The following is an 18191-nucleotide window of genomic DNA, read 5'->3' as shown; positions in this document are numbered from 1 at the left end:
GTGCATTGTCTCTAGTCCGACCAGGTGGCACCTGGCCTGGACGGGCCGCTCGCGGCGTGGTGACGCGTGGGTACCCGGTGGGCGTGTCCGATGGGTCGCTCCCCATCGACGTACTTCCTTTCTACGCCCGACCGGGCTTCCCGGAAAGAGAGCGGAAGGCCATTTTTTCGTCAAGTGGGCAAAGTACCGCGATAACTTTACGTATATTATCTATTACTCGGAGGGTCGATCCGACCGGGTGACGCGGAGATCTCCGGGGCCACGCCCCCGGGCGGCACCCCGTACGGTCCTCTCCCACCGGCCTCACCGGATACGGAACCGGCTCTTCCCCCCAGAGCCGGACCGTCAGACGGCCCCCGCCCTTCCCCCCTGGCGGGGGCCGTCGCCTTTCCGGCGCCGCTCACGGGCTCCCGGCACGGGCGGGGCCGGCCCGTGGTCCACGGGCTCCTCCGCCGGGATCGCCGGGGTTGTCCACAGGCCGGGAAGTCCGGCTTCCCACAGCCCACGCGCTTCCCGGAGCGTGGAGACCAGCACACCGCCGTCTCCGGGAGGCCCGCCATGCCGTCCGCCGATTCCGCCCGCCCGCTGTTCCTCACCGACGACGACGCCCTCCTCGACGACCTGCTGCGGCTGGCCGCCGCGGCGAACGTCGAGGCCGCGGTGATCCCGTCGGTGGCGCGCAGCGGCCGTTACTGGGCCGACGCCCCGCTGGCCGTCGTGGGCGCGGACCTCGTCGGCGCGCTCGCCCGCACCGAGCCGCCCCGGCACCCCAACGCGGTGGTGGTCGGCCGCCTCCCCCTGTCCTCCGGGCCGGACGTCGGCGTCTACACCGACGCGATGCGGATCGGCGCACGCGACGTCCTCACCCTGCCCGACGCCGAACGGCACCTGGTGGAACTGCTCACCGAATCCGCCGAACACGCCGCGGGGGAGGCACCGGTCGTCGCGGTGGTCGGAGGACGGGGCGGCGCCGGAGCCAGCCTGCTCGCCGTGGCGTTGGCGCTGGCCGGCCGCCGGGCCCGGCTGCGCACCGCACTGGTCGACGCCGACCCCCTCGGGGGCGGCCTCGACCTGCTGCTCGGCGCCGAACACGCGCCCGGTTCCCGGTGGGAGGAATTCAGCGGCCGTCAGGGGCGGATGCTCTGGCCCGCGCTGCGCGACGCCCTGCCCCACGCCCACGGCATCCCCGTCATGACCTGGCACGCGCGTCGTCCTTACGCCCCTGTTCCCCCGTCGGCCATGCGCACCGTGCTCAGCGCCGCCACCCGGGGGTGCGAACTGCTGGTGGCCGACCTTCCCCGGACGGTGGACGCCGCGGCCGAGGAGGTGCTGCGCCGGACCACCGTCACCCTGCTGGTGCTCCCCGCCGACGTGTACTCGGTGGTCGCCGCCGAACGGCTGGTCCCCCTGCTCCGCGAGTCCGTCTCGGACCTGCGCCTGGTGGTTCGCGGCGCCTCCTTCGACGGCCTGTCCGCCGAGACGGTGGCCTCCTCGCTGGGGCTTCCCCTGGCCGGGGAGCTCTCCGACGAACCCGGGCTGTCCCGTCTCCTGGACCGCGGCGATCCCCCAGCCCGTCAGGCGCGTTCCCCGCTCGCCTCCTTCAGCGACGCGTTCGTCTCCCGCCTCCGCGCCGACCTGGCCCTGTCGGCGTGAGCGGCCGGATCCCGTCTCCCGCACCGCCGGGAGCGCACCTGCTCGAAGCGGTCCGGGCGCGGTTGCTGCGCGAGTCCTCCGAGCCGACCCTCGCCACGGTGGCCGCCGCGGTCCGCGCCGAGGGCGCGATCCTCGGCGACGCCGAGGTCCTGGCGCTCTCCCGCACTCTCCGCGCGGACCTGACCGGGGCCGGACCGCTCGAACCGCTGCTGGCCGCTCCCGAGATCACCGACATCCTGGTCAACGGCCCCCGCGAGATCTGGGTGGACGACGGTGTCGGACTGCGTCGGGTGGACGAGGTCGGCTTCCCCGACGAGGACGCGGTCCGCCGTCTGGCCCAGCGGCTGGCCGCGCAGGCCGGACGGCGGCTCGACGCGGCCGAACCGTGGGTCGACGCGCGGCTTCCCTCCGGAGCCCGCCTGCACGCGGTCCTGCCCCCGGTGTCGCCCGAGGGCACCCGTCTGTCGCTGCGGCTGTCCCGGCCCCGGGTGTTCTCCCTCGCCGAACTGGTCGAGTCGGGTTCCCTGCCTCCCGCGGGGGCGCTCCTGCTGCGTTCCCTGGTGGAGTCCCGGTGTCCGTTCCTGGTCTCCGGAGGCACCGGGACCGGGAAGACCACTCTGCTGTCCACCCTGCTCTCGCTGGCCGCCCCGGGGGAACGGCTGCTGCTCGTCGAGGACTCCGCCGAACTGCGCCCCGAGCATCCCCACGTGGTCCGGTTGCAGTCGCGGCCGCCCAACATCGAGGGACGCGGCGGCGTGGAACTGCACCAACTGGTCCGTCAGGCGCTGCGGATGCGTCCCGACCGGCTCGTCGTCGGTGAGGTGCGCGGTCCGGAGGTCGTCTCCCTGCTGCACGCTCTGAACACCGGCCAGGAAGGCAGTTCCGGTACGCTCCACGCCAACACCGCCGCCGACGTCCCCGCCCGTATCGAGGCCCTGGGCTGTGCGGCCGGGCTGAGCCGCGAGGCCGTGCACAGCCAGCTCGCCGCCACCCGTGCGCTCGTCGTCCACCTGGTCCGGGATCCGGGCGGTCCACGCCGTGTGGCCCAGCTGTGCGTACTGCGCCGCGATCACGGCGGTCTGGTCACGGCGGTTCCGGCGGTCACCTTTCCCGCCGGGGGCGGGCTGCTGCGCGACACCGCCTTCGCGGAGCTGCACGACCGGATCGCCCCGCGCTCGGGGAGCCCGCGGTGACCGCCGCGCTCGGGTGGGCCGCGCCGTACGGGGCGGCGCTGTGGCTGGCCGGTTGCCTGGGGTGCGCCGCGGTGTGGGCGCTGCCCTCCACCGCCGAACTCCGCCTGCGGTCGCTCACCGCGCCGCGAGGCCCGCGACCGACGGTCCACAGCCTGTGGACAGTCCTGCGCCGCCGCCTCGCCGACCGCCCCGGGCGGATCCGCCGGCGCCGCCTGAGCGGCTGTGTGGACGTGTGCCGCGCGGTGGTCGCGGAACTGCGCTGCGGAAGCGCCCCGGCGACGGCCCTGGCCGCGGCCGTCCAAGGCGCCGACCCGCTGTTGGCGGCCGAGTTGGCCGACGTGGCGGCGCTCGCCGAGGCGGGACACGATCCGGTTCCCGCACTGCACGCCGCGTCCCGCCTGCCGGGCGCCTCCGGGCTGGCCGGCCTCGCGGTGTGCTGGCAGGTCGCGGCCTACTCCGGCACCGGTCTCGCCGCGGTGGTGGAACGCCTCGCCGAAGGACTCGCCCAGGAGGACGCCCTGCGGCGGGAGCTCGACGCCCAACTCGCCGGACCGCGCACCACCGCCGTCCTGCTCGCGGGTCTTCCGGTGGTGGGACTGCTGATGGCGGGGGCGTTGGGGGCTTCCCCGCTGCTCTTCCTGCTGACCACTCCGGTGGGACTGGGCTGTCTGGTGTCGGGGACCGCCCTGAACGCCGCGGGCCTGTGGTGGACCCGCCGCATGGTGCAGCGGGCCTCGCGCACGGTACGGACGTGAGACGGAGGACGGACGTGGGACCGCTCGACATCGCCGTGGTCGCCCTGGCGGCACTCGCGGGGGCACTGTTCGCCGGGGACGGACGCTCGATCGCGGAACGGAGGCTGGCCGCGCTCGCACCCCCTCCGCCCCGCCGCCCGCGCCGACCGCCAGGGCGTACCGCACGCGTCCTCCTGGCCGGTGTGCCGTTGGCTGTCTCCTGGCCGCTGCTGGGCGCACCAGCCGGGGTTCCGGTGGGGCTGGGGGTGGGGGCCCTGGTGTGGTGGCGGCTCGGCCGTGCCGTTCGGGCCCCGGGGCACGAGCGCGGCGACGCGGCTGCGGTGGCACTACCGCTGGTCGTGGACCTGCTGGCGGCGGGACTCCGGTCGGGGGCGCCGCCCACCGAAGTCGTCGAGGCGGTCGCGCGGGCCGTGGGCGGCCCGCTGGGGGCCGAACTCGGCGGGACCGCCCACCGGCTGCGGCTGGGCTGCGACCCGGCCGACGCCTGGCGCGGTCTGCGGGGCCCCGAGGAGCTGGCCGCTCTGGGCCGGGCGCTGGCCCGCGCGAGCCGCACCGGCGCCCCGCTGGCCGACGTCCTGGAGCTGCACGCCGCCGACTGCCGCCGCGCCGCGCGGGCCAGGGCCGTGGCCGCGTCCCAGCGGACCGCCGTCGCCGTGGTCGTCCCCCTGGGCCTGTGCTTCCTGCCCGCCTTCGTCCTCATCGGCATCGTTCCCCTGGCCGCCGGCCTCCTCTCCGGCCTCTCCCTCCCCTAGGTGGCCCCGGCCTTGCCGGGGCCGGGACCGCCGCCAGCGGCGCTCAGCGCTGCGGTGCCTCCGGGGAGCGGTCCCGGCCCGCTCCCCGCTTTCCGGGCACCGGCTCACCGGAGTGCCGAAATCCCTCGGACGGCTCCTCCGAGAAGACCGGCAGGCTGTCCGGGAAGGCCCACGGCGTCCCCGGGGCGCTGTGCCGGTCCGGGCCCCTGGGGCCGTGCCGGACCTCGCACGGGAGGAAGCAGCCGTCGTCCCCGTGGAGGCGGTACGCGAGCCCTCCGCGGAAACCGTCCCGGCACACGCCCCGTCCGCCTCCCCGCGCCGTGCTCCGCGCGGTGGACGCCACGGGGCCGCCGGAGGGCCGTGCCGGCGGCAAAGCCCCCGCGGCGGGCGGACGCAACCCCCTCCCCCGGCCTGTGGACCGCCTGTCCCCCCTTGTCCACAGGCGAGAATTTCCCCGGCGTGCTTGCGGCGGCGCGCCCGCATCCTGGTTCCGGGCCGCTCGTTCGGCCCCGCCCAGCATCCTGTCGTCCGAGGGGGTCTCCTTGTCCGTCCGCACCGCACCGCCGCTCCGGCTCCGTCCCGCGGCCGGCGACCGCCAAGCCGGGATGGCCACCGCCGAGTACGCGCTGGCCCTGGTCGCGGCCTGCGCCTTCGCCGCCGTCCTCTACGCCGTTCTGACCAGCTCCGAGGTCCGCGACCTCCTCACCCGCATGGTCGTCGACGCGCTCGGCGCCGGAGGCTGAGCGATGAGCCGCCGCTCCCGCGTCCGTCCCGGTGCCCCGTTCCGCCGCCGCGGGAGCGGCCCGCGCCGCGACGGTGGAACGGTCACCGCCGAAACCGCCGTGGCACTGCCCTGCCTCGTCCTCGTCCTGAGCGTCTCGCTGGCCTGCGTGCACGCCGCCGGTGCCCACCTCGAATGCGTGGACGCCGCCCGGGTGGGGGCCCGCGCGTTCGCCCGAGGCGAGGACGAGGCCACGGTCAGATCCCTGGTCTTCGGGGTCGCTCCCCCCGGCTCCGCGGTGGAGCTGTCTCGCGAGGCCGGATTCGTCCGCGTCTCGGTCACCGCCGCGGTCCGCATCGTCCCGGGTCTGCCCCCGCCCCTGCACGTCACCGGTTCGGCGGCGGTCCCCGCCGAACCCGACCACTGAGGACCGGCTGCAAGGAGGTTTCCGGTGCGTCCACAACCCACACCCGACCGCGGTTCGGGCACCGTCTGGGTGCTCACCCTGTGTGCCCTGATCTGGTTCTGCGCCGTCGCCGTCGTGACGGCGGCGGGCGTGCGCACCGACCGGCACCGGGCCGCCACCGCCGCCGACCTCGCCGCGCTGTCCGGGGCGGGCGGGGCCGCGCGGGGTGCCGAGCACGCCTGCGCACTCGCCCGGCGCACCGCTGCGGAGAACCGGGCCCGCCTGACCGACTGCGTGCTCTCCGGCCTCACCCTGACCGTCACCGTCGACGTGCCGACACGGCTGTGGTCGATGCGGGTTGCGGCCAGCGCCCGGGCCGGCCCCGTCGGCTCGGCCGCCGCCCCGGGGGCCGGGGCCCGCTCAGGCCGCCCCCAGCAGGGCGTCCAGGAGCCGGACGGCGCCCGGCTTGCTGAGGGGCTCGTTACCGTTGCCGCACTTGGGGGACTGGATGCAGGAGGGGCACCCGGCAGCGCACTCGCAGGCGGCCACGGCGTCGCGGGTGGCGCGCAGCCAGTCCCGCGCGGCGGCGTAGCCGCGTTCGGCGAACCCCGCGCCTCCCTCGTGACCGTCGTAGACGAAGACGGTGAGCAGTCCGGTGTCGGCGTGCAGGGCGGTGGAGACCCCGCCGATGTCCCAGCGGTCGCAGGTGGCGAACAGCGGAAGCAGGCCGATCGAGGCGTGCTCGGCCGCGTGGGCGGCGCCGCGCAGCTCCACTCCCTCGGCCCGCAGCCGCTCCTCGGCCTCCCGGCCGACCGTCCACCACACCGCACGCGAGCGCAGCACCCGTTCCGGCAGCTCCAGCGGCTGCTCGCCCAGGACCGCCCCGGTGCGCAGGTCCCGTCTCAGGTAGCCGACGACCTGCCGGGCCACCCGCACCTCGCCGAAACGCACGGCCGCGTCCCCCCACGCCTCCTCGCGCAGCGTCTTGAGGATCTCGATCTCGGTGACCTCGCGCGCCCACGTGCTGTAGTCGGGGTTCTCCCCCCGGACCAGCGCGATCCCGCCCTCCAGGTCCAGTTCGGAGACCACGTAGGTCAGCCCCTGGTGCAGGTGGACCGCGCCGGGGTGTACGGCCGTGTGCGCGGCGGCCTCGTCGACGGACCCCAGCAGCAGTCCGCTGTCCTCCTCCACGATCTGCACCGGAGGCCCGCCCGCCCCCCGGATGTCGGCCAGGTCGCACGCGTGCTCCCGGCGGGTCCAGAACCATCCCCGGGGACGGCGGCGCAGCATCCCGCGGTCCACCAGGTCCGCGAGCACCTCCGCGGTCGCCGGGCCGAAGACCGCCAGGTCCTCCGGGGTCAGCGGGAGTTCCTCGGCGGCCGCGCACAGGTGCGGCGCGAGCACGTAGGGGTTGTCCGGGTCCAGTACGGTCGCCTCCACGCCCTGCCCGAAGATCGCTTCGGGATGGTGCACCAGGTAGGTGTCGAGCGGGTCGTCGCGCGCGACGAACAGCGCCAGGGCGTCGCGGCCGCCCCGGCCGGCCCGGCCGACCTGCTGCCACAGCGACGCCCGGGTGCCCGGCCAGCCCGCCAGCAGCACCGCGTCCAGGCCGGTGACGTCCACTCCCAGTTCCAGGGCGTTGGTGCTGGCCAGGCCGAGCAGTTCCCCGGAGCGCAGCCGCCGTTCCAGGCTCCTGCGGTCCTTGGCCAGGTATCCGCCCCGGTAGGCGGCCACCCGCCGGGACAGGTCGGGTCTTCCGGCGTCGGCCAGGGCCCGCTGGGCCGCCATCGCCACCAGTTCCGCTCCCTGCCGGGACCGTACGAACACCAGGGTGGAGACTTCCTGGGCCACCAGGTCGGCCAGCAGGTCCGCCGCGACGGCCGTCGCGGCGCGGCGCACCGGCGCGCCGTGCTCCCCGGTCATCTCGGTCAGCTCCGGCTCCACCAGGGCGAACCGCAGCGAGGCGCGCGCCGAGGCGTCCTGCGTCACCGCCACCACCGGAAGGCCGGTCAGCCGCTGCGCCGTGTCGGCCGGCGCCGCCGAGGTCGCCGAGGCCAGGACGAACCGCGGCGCGGACCGGTAGCGGGCGCACACCCGCCGCAACCGCCGCAGGATCTGCGCCACGTGCGAGCCGAACACCCCCCGGTAGTGGTGCGCCTCGTCGACCACGACGTACCGGAGGCGGCGCAGGAAGCCCGCCCAGGCCGCGTGGCGCGCCAGGATCGAGCGGTGCAGCATGTCGGGGTTGGTCAGCACGTAGTTGGCGTGCGCCCGCACCCGGCGGCGCTCCTCGGCGGCGGTGTCGCCGTCGTAGGTGGCGGCCCGCACCCCGGGCAGCGCCAGCTCCGACAGCATCCGCGCCTGGTCGGCCGCCAGTGCTTTGGTGGGTGCGAGGTAGAGCACGCTCCCGCCCTCGGCGACCGCCGCCGCTGCCGGGAGCAGAAAACCCAACGACTTTCCGGAGGCAGTACCAGTGGCTATGATCACATTGTTGCCACCGTGAGCCAGGTTCGCCGCCCGCACCTGGTGTGACCAGGGCTCTGGCATGCCTGACTCGGCCATACGCTCCACCACCGCAGGGGACACCCAGCCCGGCCAGTCTTCCCTTACCCCGGGGCTACTTGTCAGGCTCTCCACATGTGTCACCTGCGAGGTACGGGTATGGTCACGCCACAGCCGTTGGAGGACCGGCTCCCAACGGTTCAAACCCGACACCCTCCACAGGATCACGCGTCTTCGCTCAGGACGGCAGTTGACGACCGACGATTTCAGTGTGACATCTGGGGGTAAGACTGGCGCGGTGGCGTGGTTTTCTTGACATGGCAACCAGATAACAGGGCCAGGCGTGATTGAATTTCGCCCCGAGGGGGTAACGCCCGGCAGAGGATCCCTCGCGAGTTTTCGCGGTTCGGTGCTGGAGGACTAGTGGACTTGAAGCTTGATCACCACACCCAAGACGACACCGAGATCGTCGTCGTCGAAGGTGAAATCGACGTCTATACGGCGCCTCGCCTGAGGGAGCTCCTCATCGACCTGGTGAACAAGGGCAACCACCACCTCGTCGTCGACATGGAGAAGGTGGAGTTCCTCGACTCGACCGGACTCGGTGTGCTCGTGGGCGGTCTCAAGCGCGTGCGTGCCCACGACGGCACCCTGGACCTGGTCTGCACCCAGGAGCGCATCCTGAAGATCTTCCGGATCACCGGCCTGACCAAGGTCTTCGGTATCTACGAGTCGGTGCAGGAGGCCATCGACAGGCGCAAGTCGAAGCAGTCGTAAGCCAGCGATGGCCATTGTCCAACTGACGATCAGTGCGCTGCCCGCGCACGTGCGCACCGCCCGGCTCATGGCCACGGCCGTGGCCCGGCGCGCGGGTGTCAGTGAGTCCACCCTCGACGAGATTCGCCTGGCCGTGGGCGAGGCGTGCTCCCGTGCTGTGGAGGCGCACCGCACGCACTGCCCCGAACAGCCGATCCAGTTGGAGTTGAGCGACAGTTCCGGCCCCACCGGCCCGGGCGGTCCCACGGGCCCCGACCGGATCAACGGCAGCAGCCCCGACCGCTTCGAGGTGGTGGTCTCCGACCGCGCCCCGGCCAAGGAAACCGGCACCCCGGTCTTCAACGGCTTCGACAGCGGCGCGCACGCCTATCTCGGCGAGTCCGTCTCTTCGGGCGGGTTCGGCGGCCTCTCCCCCGACGTCGGCCTGGCCGTCATCCTGGGACTGGCCGACGAGGTGAGCATCGAGCCCAGTGAGAACGGCACGGTGGTCCGGATGAGCTGGCCGCTGGCCAAGGGCGGGGCCGGAGACTCCAGCCCGCCCGGACTCGGCTGACCCACAGAAATCCCGCCGCACGGGCGCCTCCCTCCGGAGGCGCCCGTCGTCGTCGCGGCGCCGGGCTCCGAACGCCTGCGGCCCACCCGGCGTCGGCCGTTCAGTCGCACTCCTGGGTGGACACCGGTTCGGTGGCGTGGATCCCGGCCTCCGCGTTGGCCGCGACCTCCTCCGCCGTCAGCACGTAACCGGTCTCCTCGTCGTTGGTGGCGGCCGCGAAGACCACCCCGTAGACGGTTCCCCGGGGCGACAGCAGCGGTCCACCGGAGTTGCCCGGCTGGATCACCGCGCGCACCTGGTAGATCTCGCGGCTCACCTGCTGGGAGTGGTAGAAGTCGGGTCCCCGCGCGGTCTGCTCGGCGCGGATGCGGGCGGGTACCACGGTGAATCCGCTGTCCCGGGGGAAGCCCGCGACCACGGCGTCGTCGCCCTTCTCCGCCCGCATCTCGAACTCCAGCGGCTCCAGGTCCAGGCCGGGAACCGACAGCACGGCGAGGTCCTGCTGCGGGTCGTAGAGCACGACCGTCGCGGAGTACTGCGTGCCGTCCCGGGCGACGACACGCAGCTCCTCCTCGACTCCCGCCACCACGTGCGCGTTGGTCATGACGCGTTCGTGCGCGTAGACGAACCCCGTCCCCTCGACCCGGCGCTGGCAGGACGGCGCGTTCCCCAGCACCTTGACGACGCTCTCGCTGGCCCGTTGCAGTTCCTCGGTATTGAGCACGGCGGGGTCGGGTTCGGCCACCTCCGCCGGTTCGCTGCTGCCCAGTCCGCTGAACACCTGCGGGAAGGCGCTCTGGTCGACGATCCTGCGGAAGGTGGAGAACCACGTCTGGGCGGCGTCGGGCATGAGCCGGTCCACGGTCTGCAGCACGCGGGAGTTCTGCACCTGGTTGGCGACCAGCGGAATCGCCGAGTTGGCGACCGCGCTGCCGATCAGCCACGACACCAGCAGCACCGACAGGACGCTCACCAGCGCGCCGCCCAGGGCGTCGACGACCCGGGCCGAGTCCCAGGTGACCCTGTTGCGGATCAGCGCTCCCAGGTAGGAGGTGAGGAACTGGCCCAGGGCGGCGAACAGGAACACCATCGCGATGGCGATGAGCGCCTGCTGGGTGGGGTTGGGGACGAAAGCCTGGATCACCGGAGGCGCGCCGAGCGCGGCGAGCACTCCCCCGCCGATGAAGCCCGCGAAGCTCAGGATCCCGACGATGAACCCCTGCCGGTAGCCCGAGAGCGCGAAGACCACGACGAGCACGACGAGGATCGCGTCCAGCACACCCCACTCCTCTCCGCTGTCGTCCCCGGGGTCTTCCTAAGGTGTGCCGCCGCTGTCCCGGGCGAGAATCCGGAACACGTCGATGTCCTCGACGTCCCGGTCAAGCCACGGCCGTTCCCAGCCCCCCAATACAAGCAGGCGATCCAGTATCCCCGCGGTAAAGCCCCACACCAGCATGCCCCGCACCCGAAACGCCGGACCGGTGTGGCGGTTGGACAGGACCGTGCGCGCCCGGTTGGCCGGGTCGGCGAGTTCGGCGATGGGGACGCGGGTGACCGAGGCGACCTCGTCGGTGTCGACGGGACGCACCTCGGTCGGGGTGTGCCACCAGGCCAGGACCGGGGTGACCCGGAATCCGGTACGGGAGATGTAGAGCTGCGGCAGTGTGCCGAGCACCTGGACGCCGTCGCGGACGACTCCGGTCTCCTCCTCTGCCTCGCGCAGCGCGCAGTCCACGGGGCCGGTGTCCCCGGGGTCGATCGCGCCGCCGGGGAAGGCGGGCTGCCCCGAGTGCCGCCGCAGGCCGGTGTTGCGCTGGATGAGCAGGACGTCGGGGCCCGCCTCGCCCTCTCCGAACAGCACCAGGACCGCGGAGTCGCGTCCGCCGACGGCCGGGGGGCGCATCTCCTTGGGGACCGGCATCCGCTGTGCCGCCTCGGACAGTGACAGCAGCCATTCCGGGGCGGTGACGTCCGACCTCATGAGAACGGCCCCGTCCGAACCAGCCGCCGCGCGGTCTCCTCGTCCATCGGCCCCTCTCCGTAGGAGGGGCACAGGTGGTGGACCTCGCAGGCGCCGCAGGCCGGGCGGCGCGCATGGCAGACCCGGCGGCCGTGCCAGATGAGCCGGTGTGACAGCATCGTCCACTCCTTGGGGGGAAACAGGGCGGCGATCTCCTGCTCGACCTTCACCGGGTCGGTCTGCCGGGTCATGCCGAACCGGCGCACGAGCCGCCCGAAGTGGGTGTCCACGGTGAGTCCGGGCACGCCGAAGGCGTTGCCCAGCACCACGTTGGCGGTCTTGCGTCCGACCCCCGGAAGTTTCACCAGGTCCTCCAGGGTGTCGGGCACCTCGCCGCCGTGTTCGTCGCACAGCTGCTGGCCCAGGGCGATGATGTTGCGCGCCTTGGACCGGTAGAAGCCGGTGGAGCGGATGATGCCCTCCAGCTCCTCCTGGTCGGCCGACGCGTAGTCGGCTGCCGAGGGGTAGCGGGCGAACAGCACCGGGGTCACCTGGTTGACCCGCCTGTCGGTGCACTGGGCGGAGAGGATGGTGGCCACCAGGAGTTCCAGGGGAGTAGTGAAATCAAGCTCACAGTGTGCGTCGGGATACATCCGCGCCAGTTCCCGGTTGATTCGTCGGGAACGTCTCACCAGAGCGAGACGGGTCTCACCCGTGGGGGTGTCGCGCTCCGTTGAGGGCGCGTCGCCGCCGGCCGACGGGGAGGAGGAGGAAGTGTATACGTCGCGGGACACTGTTCCAGCCTACGGATCATTCCTTCGTCGTGCCCCGCTGACGTCTGATTCCGTGGAGGTCCGCGGTTCTGCCGGCCGCGGGTCCCGGCCCGCTCGGGTGAAGCCTGCGGCCCCACCCCCCGGAGAACAACTAGGATCGAACTGCTGACGTCGGCTGTGACGAGCTGCTCATACTCCCGGTGCACCCACCAGGGAACACGCTGGTTTCACAGCTGGTGCGCTTTGCGTCACACTGTTGACGGTCAGGCTGCGAGGAGGAATGGTGGACGAGACCAACGAGGTGCTGAGCAAGGCTCCCCTGTTCGAGGCACTCGACGAGGAGGGCGCGGCCGCGCTGCGCTCCTCCATCACCGAGGTCCGGCTCGGCCGGGGCCAGACACTCTTCTCAGAGGGGGACGAGGGCGACCGCCTCTACGTGATGCTCAGCGGAAAGGTCAAGCTCACCCGCACGTCCGCCGACGGTCGGGAGAACCTGCTGGCCGTGCTCGGCCCGGGCGAGATGCTGGGTGAGCTGTCCCTGTTCGACCCGGGGCCGCGTACGGCCAGCGCCGTCGCGGTGACCGACGCGGTCCTGGCCGGGCTGGGCCACGACGACCTGCGCCCGTTCATCACGAGGCAGCCCGAGGTCGCGGTCCACCTGCTGAAGGCCCTGGCCACCCGGCTGCGCCGGACCAACGACGTCGTGGCCGACCTGGTCTTCACCGACGTTCCCGGCCGCGTCGCCAAGGCCCTGCTCGACCTGGCCCAGCGTTTCGGCAAGGAAGGCGAGGACGGCCTGCACGTCCACCACGACCTCACCCAGGAGGAGCTGGCCCAGTTCGTGGGCGCCTCCCGGGAGACCGTCAACAAGGCGCTGGCCGAGTTCGCGTTGCGCGGCTGGCTGCGGATCGAGGCCAAGGCCGTGGTCCTGCTCGACATCGAACGGCTGCGCCGCCGCGCCCGCTGACCGTCGGGGCCCTTTCGGCCCCCTCCGCTGTCTCCACGGTCCGGCCGCCGTTCTTCGGAGGCGGCCGGACCTGCCGTGGGGGAGGGCTTTCGCACCGCCCCCCACGGCCGAACCCGCTGTCTCGCGGGTCCCGGGGCCGTCTCGGAGTGACCGCGCCGGCGGCCGCCGGCGCGGTCACTCCGGCAGGATCTCCGGCGGCACGTCCCCGCGCCTGATCAGGTAGCGCAACTGGGCGCGGACCGACTCCTCGGCCGCGAACCGTATCGCCTCGTCGACGTCCGCGTACACCCTGGCCACGATCTCGTCCGGGGAGTCGGCTCCGGCGGCCACGGCGTCGCTGATCTGCCCCAGCCGTTCCTCGCGGTGCTGGATGTAGTGGTTCAGCTTCAGCAGCGGCTCGGTGCAGACGGGGCCGTGGGCCGGGAGCAGCGCGCGGATGTCCGCGCTGGCCACCAGGTCGCGCAGCCGGGTGAGGGACTTCAGGTAGTCGCCGAGGTCACCGCCGTCCTCGTCGACGATCACCGCGGTGCCCCGGCCCAGGACGGTGTCGCCGGTGATGATGACGTCGTCGGCGGGCAGGTGGAAGCTCACCGAGTCGGCGGTGTGTCCGGGGGTGTGCAGCACCCGCACCTGCAGTCCGTCCGCCTCGATGACCTCCCCGTCGGCGAGTCCGTCCCCGCTGATCCGGTGCTGGGGGTCGACGGCGCGCACCTGCGAACCGGTCAGCTCGGAGAAGTAGCGTGCTCCCTCGGCGTGGTCGGCGTGTCCGTGGGTGAGGAGGGTCTGTGTCACCTGCGACCCCTGCTCCTGGACCATCCGCGCCACCCGTTCCAGGTGCCGTTCGTGGTCGGGGCCGGGGTCCACCACCAGTACGCTGCGGGCGCCGGGTTCCCGCAGCACCCACGTGTTGGTTCCGTCGAGCGTCATCGGGCCGGGATTCGGGCACAGAACGCAGCTTGCGCGCAGGGTCCCGGAACCGTCGATCCTCATCGCACCTCATTTCGCGACATGCCCGACAAGGGGGGCGGTCAGAGCGGGTAGTCGACACCATCAGGAACGATCAGTGTGATTCCCCCCGCGGACTCCCGGAACTCGGGCTGGACCGGAATGATCTCGCGTTCGACCTCCAGGACCTCCTCGGGGGTGGCACATCCGGTGAGGCCGTTGAGGTTGGCCACCGTGGGCGGCAGCATCGCCAGTTCCCCCGCCCGCCACCGGCGGACCGCCTCGTCCGGAGCCATCCAGGCGACGTGGTCGGCCTCCCCTCCGACGTCACGGGTCTGCTGCCCCTCGGGCAGCACCGCGACGAAGAACCGGGTGTCGTAGCGGCGCGGCTCCATGACCGGGGTGATCCACCGCGACCACGGGCGCAGCAGGTCCGCGCGGAGGACGAGGTTCCGCCGGTCCAGGAACTCGGCGAGGGACAGCGAGTGGTCGACGAGCGCCCGGCGGTCCTCCTCCCAGTCGTCGCCCCGGGTGTCGGCGACCACCTCGGTGGCGGAGGGGCCCGCCAGCAGGACCCCGGACTCCTCGAAGGTCTCGCGCACCGCCGCGCACACCAGGGCGCGCGCCGACGCCTCGTCCACGCCGAGCGTGCGGGCCCACTCCCGGGGGGAGGGGCCGGCCCAGCGGATGCCGTGGTCGCGGTCGCGCGGATCCACCGACCCCCCGGGGAAGACGTACATGCCCGGGGCGAACCGCATCGAGGGGACCCGCCGCAGCAGGTACACCTCCAGGCCCGGGTCCGCCTGGCGCACCAGCAGCACCGTCGCCGCGTCCCGGGGCTCCACGGGGGTGATCCGCCCGGTCAGGACGTCCCGCATCCGGGGGGTGATCTCACCGACGCCGAGATGGCGGACGATCTCTCCTTCCGGGAGGGTCGTCTCCCTGGCGGTCGGCGTCGCGGTCAGGGGGGTCCTCTCGCCCTCCCGCCGGCATTCTGGACGGTTCACTGACATGGGCTCCTCCCCGGGGGCGGTGGGATGCTCTGGCCACGGTCGCGCTACTCGACCTCGACGATCACCTCGACCTCGACCGGGGCGTCCAGCGGCAGCACGGCCACGCCCACCGCGCTGCGGGCGTGCTTGCCCGCCTCGCCGAACACCTCGCCGAACAGCTCACTGGCCCCGTTGACGACCTGCGGCTGGCCGGTGAAGGAGGGGTCGCTGGCCACGAACCCCACGATCTTGACCACACGCCTGACCCGGGACAGCTCGCCCACCTCGGCCTTGATCGCGGCGAGCGCGTTCAGCGCGCACACCGCGGCCAGCTCCCTGGCCCGTTCCGGGGTGACGTCGGCGCCCACCTTGCCGGTCGCGCCGAGTTCGCCGTCGACCACCGGGAGCTGTCCGGAGACGTACACGTGGTCCCCGCTGCGCACGGTCGGCAGGTAGTCGGCCACCGGCGGGACGACCTGGGGCAGGGTGTGCCCCAGGTCGGCCAACCGCTCCTCGGGGGTCGCCGCCGTCATCGCTTCTCGCGCTTCAGGTAGGCGACCAGCTGCTGGTTGCGCGGATCGTCGCCGATGGTGGGGCCGGGGATCACCGTGACGAGCTCCCAGCCGTCCTCACCCCAGTTGTCCAGAATCTGCTTGGTCGCGTGCGACAACAGCGGCACGGTCGCGTACTCCCACTTCGTCATGGCGCCACCTTATAGCGACCGCCCCGGCGGTTCCCACGGCGGCGGGCCCGTCGCCGCCCCGCGTCCTCGTCCCGGCCGGCGGCGGCTCCGGGCGGAGACACCGCGCTGCATAGACTCCGTGGGGTGAGCTCACGCGATCGCGATTGGGACGGGGTCCGCCTCCACGTCGTCACCGGCAAGGGGGGCACCGGTAAGACGACCGTCGCCGCCGCGCTGGCCCTGGCACTGGCCGCGGAGGGCGGCAGGGTGCTGCTGGTGGAGGTCGAGGGACGCCAGGGCATCGCCCCTCTCTTCGGCGTTCCACCGTTGTCCTACGAGGAGCGCGCGGTCGCCGTCACCGAGGACGGCGGCGAGGTCCACGCGTTGGCCGTGGACGCCGAGGAGGCGTTCCTGGAGTACCTGGAGATGTTCTACGGGCTGCGCCGCGCCGGGGGCGCGCTCCGGCGGTTCGGCGCGGTGGACTTCGCCACCGCGGTCGCGCCGGGCGCGCGCGACGTGCTGCTGACCGGCAAGGTCACCGAAGCGGTACGGCGTCGGGCCGCTTCCGCCCGCAGGGGGCGGCGCGGCGCCCAGGGGCCGCACGTCTACGACGCCGTGGTGCTGGACGCCCCGCCGACCGGCCGCATCACACGGTTTCTGAACGTCACCGCCGAGGTCTCGGGGCTGGCCCGGGTGGGGCCGGTGCGCGACCACGCCGACCAGGTCATGGAGGTCATCCGTTCTCCCGAGACGGTGGTGCACTTCGTGGCCCTGCTGGAGGAGATGCCGGTGCAGGAGTGCCTGGACGGCATCGCGGAGGCGCGCGAGGCGGGACTGGAAGTGGGGGGAATTCTGGTGAACATGGTCCGGCCCGTGCTTCTGGAGGAGGCCGTGCTGGCCTCGGCGGCCGACGGCGTGGTCGACGTCGCCGTGCTCGCCCGCGGCCTGCGGGCGGCCGGCCTGCCCGACCACGAACGGCTGGCCCGGGAGTTGTCCGGGGAGGTGGTGGAGCACGCCCGGCAGGTGCGGATGGCCGCGGAGGCGCGGAAGCGGCTGGCCACCGCCGAACGGCCGTGCTACGACGTCGCTTTCCTGGAGGAGGGTGTGGACCTTCCGGGGCTGCATCGGCTGGCCGGATCGCTGCGCGCCCAGGGGGCCGTGTGAGTACCGGGCGCCCTCCCGTCCTCGACGTGGACGCGCTGCTGGACGATCCCGCCACCAGGATCGTGGTGTGCTGCGGTTCCGGCGGCGTCGGCAAGACCACGACCGCCGCGGCACTGGCGCTGCGCGCCGCCGAACGCGGTCGGCACACCGTGGTGATCACCGTGGATCCGGCCCGCCGTCTCGCCCAGTCGCTGGGGTTGACCGAACTGGACAACACTCCGCGCCCGGTCGCGGGTGTCGCGGACGGCGGCGGGTCGCTGCACGCCATGATGCTCGACATGAAGCGCACCTTCGACGAGACCGTGGTGGCGAACGCGGATCCCGAACGGGCGGCGCAGATCCTGGACAACCCCTTCTACCAGTCCCTGTCCTCCAGCTTCTCGGGCACGCAGGAGTACATGGCGATGGAGAAGCTGGGGCAGTTGCGGCGGTCCGAGGAGTGGGACCTGATCGTCGTGGACACCCCGCCGAGCCGTTCCGCGCTGGACTTCCTGGACGCGCCGAAGCGGCTCGGCAGGTTCCTGGACGGGCGGCTGGTCAGGTTTCTGGGCGCCCCGGCCCGCAACGGCGCGTTCCGGCTGCTCGGTGCGGGGGTCGGCCTGGTCACCGGAGTGATCACCAAGATTCTGGGCACGCAGCTGCTCCGGGACGTGCAGTCCTTCGTGGGGATGTTCGACGCGGTCTTCGGGGGGTTCCAGGAGCGGGCCGACCAGACCTACCGGGTCCTCCAGGCGGAGGGCACCGCGTTCGTCGTGGTGGCCGTGCCGGAGCACGACGCGCTGCGGGAGGCCTCCTATTTCGTGGACCGGCTCCGTGCGGAGCGGATGCCGCTGGCCGGCCTGGTCCTCAACCGCACCCAGCGTGTCCTCGCCCCGGAGCTGTCGGCCGAGCGGGGGGCTGCGGCCGCGGAGGCGTTGGAGGCGTCCGGTGAGCACCCGCTGGCCGCCGCGGCGCTGCGGCTGCACGCCGAGCGGGTCCGGCTGCGGGATCGGGAGCGGCGGCTGTGGGAACGGTTCACGGCGGCGCATCCCGAGGTCGGGGTGGTGGAGGTCCCGGCCCTCGCGGAGGACGTCCACGACCTGGATGCCCTCCGCGAGATCGGTCGGGTCCTCGGCGATCCCGGTCCCGTGTCCTGAGGAGGTCGGCCCCGCCGCGGTGTTCGGGCGCCCGCCCTCCCGGTGGCCGCCGGGTCCCGCCCGCGTCGGCCGCCCGGAAGGGGAACGGCCCGCCCAGTATCCTCCCGCTGTCCCGGGCGGGCGTACCCTGCGGGGCCGGGCGGCCCCGCCTGTCGGACGGCTCGTCCGCGGCCCCTGCGGTGTCGTTGCGGAAACCGCCCTCCGAGGTCTCCGCTACGGCTGCCGGGGCCGCGGGTCGCCCACGGGCTTCCTCCCTGCCC

The 18191-nt window shown here is 73.3% G+C and carries 19 protein-coding genes and 1 pseudogene; 12 read left to right on the top strand and 8 right to left on the bottom strand.

What is annotated here, in order from left to right:
* Positions 1-558 precede the first annotated feature (558 nt).
* From ssd to FOF52_RS18210, 7 genes and pseudogenes are all read left to right on the top strand, one after another.
* Positions 559-1653, top strand: a complete 1095-nt coding sequence (gene ssd, locus FOF52_RS18240) for a septum site-determining protein Ssd (protein WP_248591131.1) — start codon at positions 559-561, stop codon at positions 1651-1653.
* Positions 1650-2846, top strand: a complete 1197-nt coding sequence (locus FOF52_RS18235) for a TadA family conjugal transfer-associated ATPase (RefSeq protein ID WP_248591130.1) — start codon at positions 1650-1652, stop codon at positions 2844-2846. Before ssd ends, FOF52_RS18235 begins: the two co-directional genes overlap by 4 nt.
* Positions 2843-3601 (top strand): type II secretion system F family protein, encoded by a 759-nt coding sequence (locus tag FOF52_RS18230; protein ID WP_248591129.1) that lies wholly within the window; start codon positions 2843-2845, stop codon positions 3599-3601. The genes FOF52_RS18235 and FOF52_RS18230 overlap by 4 nt, the downstream gene beginning before the upstream one ends.
* Positions 3598-4353 carry a type II secretion system F family protein gene (locus FOF52_RS18225; protein WP_248591128.1) on the top strand — a complete coding sequence of 252 codons (756 nt, stop codon included), beginning with the start codon at positions 3598-3600 and terminating at the stop codon, positions 4351-4353. The genes FOF52_RS18230 and FOF52_RS18225 overlap by 4 nt, the downstream gene beginning before the upstream one ends.
* 542 nt (positions 4354-4895) lie before the next feature.
* Positions 4896-5096 carry a DUF4244 domain-containing protein gene (locus tag FOF52_RS18220; protein WP_248591127.1) on the top strand — a complete coding sequence of 67 codons (201 nt, stop codon included), beginning with the start codon at positions 4896-4898 and terminating at the stop codon, positions 5094-5096.
* A 3-nt stretch (positions 5097-5099) separates the two neighbouring features.
* A complete protein-coding gene (locus tag FOF52_RS18215) occupies positions 5100-5501 on the top strand; it encodes a TadE family type IV pilus minor pilin (RefSeq protein WP_248591126.1) in 402 nt (133 codons plus the stop codon).
* A 24-nt stretch (positions 5502-5525) separates the two neighbouring features.
* Positions 5526-5852, top strand: a pseudogene (locus FOF52_RS18210) (Rv3654c family TadE-like protein); the annotation flags it as partial.
* Between the two features lie 48 nt (positions 5853-5900).
* Here FOF52_RS18210 and FOF52_RS18205 read toward each other — a convergent pair.
* The gene (locus FOF52_RS18205) at positions 5901-8186 is read right to left on the bottom strand and encodes a DEAD/DEAH box helicase (protein ID WP_248591125.1); all 2286 of its coding nucleotides are present in this window, start codon (positions 8184-8186) and stop codon (positions 5901-5903) included.
* 219 nt (positions 8187-8405) lie between these two features.
* Here FOF52_RS18205 and FOF52_RS18200 point away from each other — a divergent pair, with 219 nt between their 5' ends.
* Together FOF52_RS18200 and FOF52_RS18195 are read left to right on the top strand one after the other, a co-directional pair.
* Entirely contained in the window at positions 8406-8759 is a 354-nt protein-coding gene (locus FOF52_RS18200; protein WP_248591124.1) for an STAS domain-containing protein, read from the top strand.
* Positions 8760-8766: 7 nt separating this feature from the next.
* Positions 8767-9312: an ATP-binding protein gene (locus FOF52_RS18195; RefSeq protein WP_248591123.1), complete on the top strand. Its 546-nt coding sequence runs from the start codon at positions 8767-8769 to the stop codon at positions 9310-9312.
* A 100-nt stretch (positions 9313-9412) separates the two neighbouring features.
* On the opposite strand, the gene FOF52_RS18190 is transcribed toward FOF52_RS18195, so the two are convergent.
* The 3 genes from FOF52_RS18190 to nth are packed head-to-tail and all read right to left on the bottom strand — an operon-like array spanning position 9413 to position 11967.
* Positions 9413-10591, bottom strand: coding sequence for a MarP family serine protease (locus tag FOF52_RS18190; RefSeq protein WP_248591122.1), 1179 nt, complete (start codon positions 10589-10591; stop codon positions 9413-9415).
* Between the two features lie 36 nt (positions 10592-10627).
* Positions 10628-11293, bottom strand: a complete 666-nt coding sequence (locus FOF52_RS18185) for an NUDIX hydrolase (RefSeq protein WP_248591121.1) — start codon at positions 11291-11293, stop codon at positions 10628-10630.
* Complete coding sequence (nth, locus tag FOF52_RS18180) at positions 11290-11967, bottom strand: endonuclease III (protein ID WP_282574081.1); 678 nt, start codon at positions 11965-11967, stop codon at positions 11290-11292. The genes FOF52_RS18185 and nth overlap by 4 nt, the downstream gene beginning before the upstream one ends.
* A 358-nt stretch (positions 11968-12325) precedes the next feature.
* On the opposite strand from nth, the gene FOF52_RS18175 reads away from it, so the two are divergent.
* Positions 12326-13012 (top strand): Crp/Fnr family transcriptional regulator, encoded by a 687-nt coding sequence (locus FOF52_RS18175; RefSeq protein ID WP_248591119.1) that lies wholly within the window; start codon positions 12326-12328, stop codon positions 13010-13012.
* A 174-nt stretch (positions 13013-13186) separates the two neighbouring features.
* Here the strand turns inward: FOF52_RS18175 and FOF52_RS18170 are convergent, their stop codons facing one another.
* The 4 genes from FOF52_RS18170 to sp36 are packed head-to-tail and all read right to left on the bottom strand — an operon-like array spanning position 13187 to position 15652.
* Positions 13187-14002, bottom strand: coding sequence for an MBL fold metallo-hydrolase (locus FOF52_RS18170; protein WP_248591118.1), 816 nt, complete (start codon positions 14000-14002; stop codon positions 13187-13189).
* Between the two features lie 38 nt (positions 14003-14040).
* Positions 14041-14970, bottom strand: a complete 930-nt coding sequence (locus FOF52_RS18165; RefSeq protein WP_248591117.1) for an NUDIX hydrolase — start codon at positions 14968-14970, stop codon at positions 14041-14043.
* A gap of 44 nt (positions 14971-15014) precedes the next feature.
* Positions 15015-15482 (bottom strand): RidA family protein, encoded by a 468-nt coding sequence (locus tag FOF52_RS18160; RefSeq protein WP_248591116.1) that lies wholly within the window; start codon positions 15480-15482, stop codon positions 15015-15017.
* Complete coding sequence (gene sp36 / locus FOF52_RS18155; RefSeq protein WP_248591115.1) at positions 15479-15652, bottom strand: Sp36 family protein; 174 nt, start codon at positions 15650-15652, stop codon at positions 15479-15481. The genes FOF52_RS18160 and sp36 overlap by 4 nt, the downstream gene beginning before the upstream one ends.
* A 123-nt stretch (positions 15653-15775) precedes the next feature.
* Between sp36 and bagA the strand changes: the two genes are divergently transcribed.
* Complete coding sequence (gene bagA / locus FOF52_RS18150; protein WP_248591114.1) at positions 15776-16795, top strand: ATPase BagA; 1020 nt, start codon at positions 15776-15778, stop codon at positions 16793-16795.
* Positions 16792-17931: an ATPase BagB gene (bagB, locus tag FOF52_RS18145; protein WP_248591113.1), complete on the top strand. Its 1140-nt coding sequence runs from the start codon at positions 16792-16794 to the stop codon at positions 17929-17931. Before bagA ends, bagB begins: the two co-directional genes overlap by 4 nt.
* Positions 17932-18191: the final 260 nt, after the last annotated feature.

The sequence above is a fragment of the Thermobifida alba genome (assembly GCF_023208015.1).
Lineage (GTDB): Bacteria > Actinomycetota > Actinomycetes > Streptosporangiales > Streptosporangiaceae > Thermobifida > Thermobifida alba.
This window is presented reverse-complemented; position numbering and strand designations above follow the sequence as displayed.

Excerpts from the sequence above, each read along its gene's own strand:
- ssd (WP_248591131.1), top strand. The coding sequence starts at position 559 with ATGCCGTCCGCCGATTCCGCCCGCCCGCTGTTCCTCACCGACGACGAC.
- FOF52_RS18215 (WP_248591126.1), top strand. The coding sequence starts at position 5,100 with ATGAGCCGCCGCTCCCGCGTCCGTCCCGGTGCCCCGTTCCGCCGCCGC.
- FOF52_RS18195 (WP_248591123.1), top strand. The coding sequence starts at position 8,767 with ATGGCCATTGTCCAACTGACGATCAGTGCGCTGCCCGCGCACGTGCGC.
- FOF52_RS18185 (WP_248591121.1), bottom strand. The coding sequence starts at position 11,293 with ATGAGGTCGGACGTCACCGCCCCGGAATGGCTGCTGTCACTGTCCGAG.
- FOF52_RS18175 (WP_248591119.1), top strand. The coding sequence starts at position 12,326 with ATGGTGGACGAGACCAACGAGGTGCTGAGCAAGGCTCCCCTGTTCGAG.
- FOF52_RS18170 (WP_248591118.1), bottom strand. The coding sequence starts at position 14,002 with ATGAGGATCGACGGTTCCGGGACCCTGCGCGCAAGCTGCGTTCTGTGC.
- FOF52_RS18165 (WP_248591117.1), bottom strand. The coding sequence starts at position 14,970 with ATGTCAGTGAACCGTCCAGAATGCCGGCGGGAGGGCGAGAGGACCCCC.
- FOF52_RS18160 (WP_248591116.1), bottom strand. The coding sequence starts at position 15,482 with ATGACGGCGGCGACCCCCGAGGAGCGGTTGGCCGACCTGGGGCACACC.
- sp36 (WP_248591115.1), bottom strand. The coding sequence starts at position 15,652 with ATGACGAAGTGGGAGTACGCGACCGTGCCGCTGTTGTCGCACGCGACC.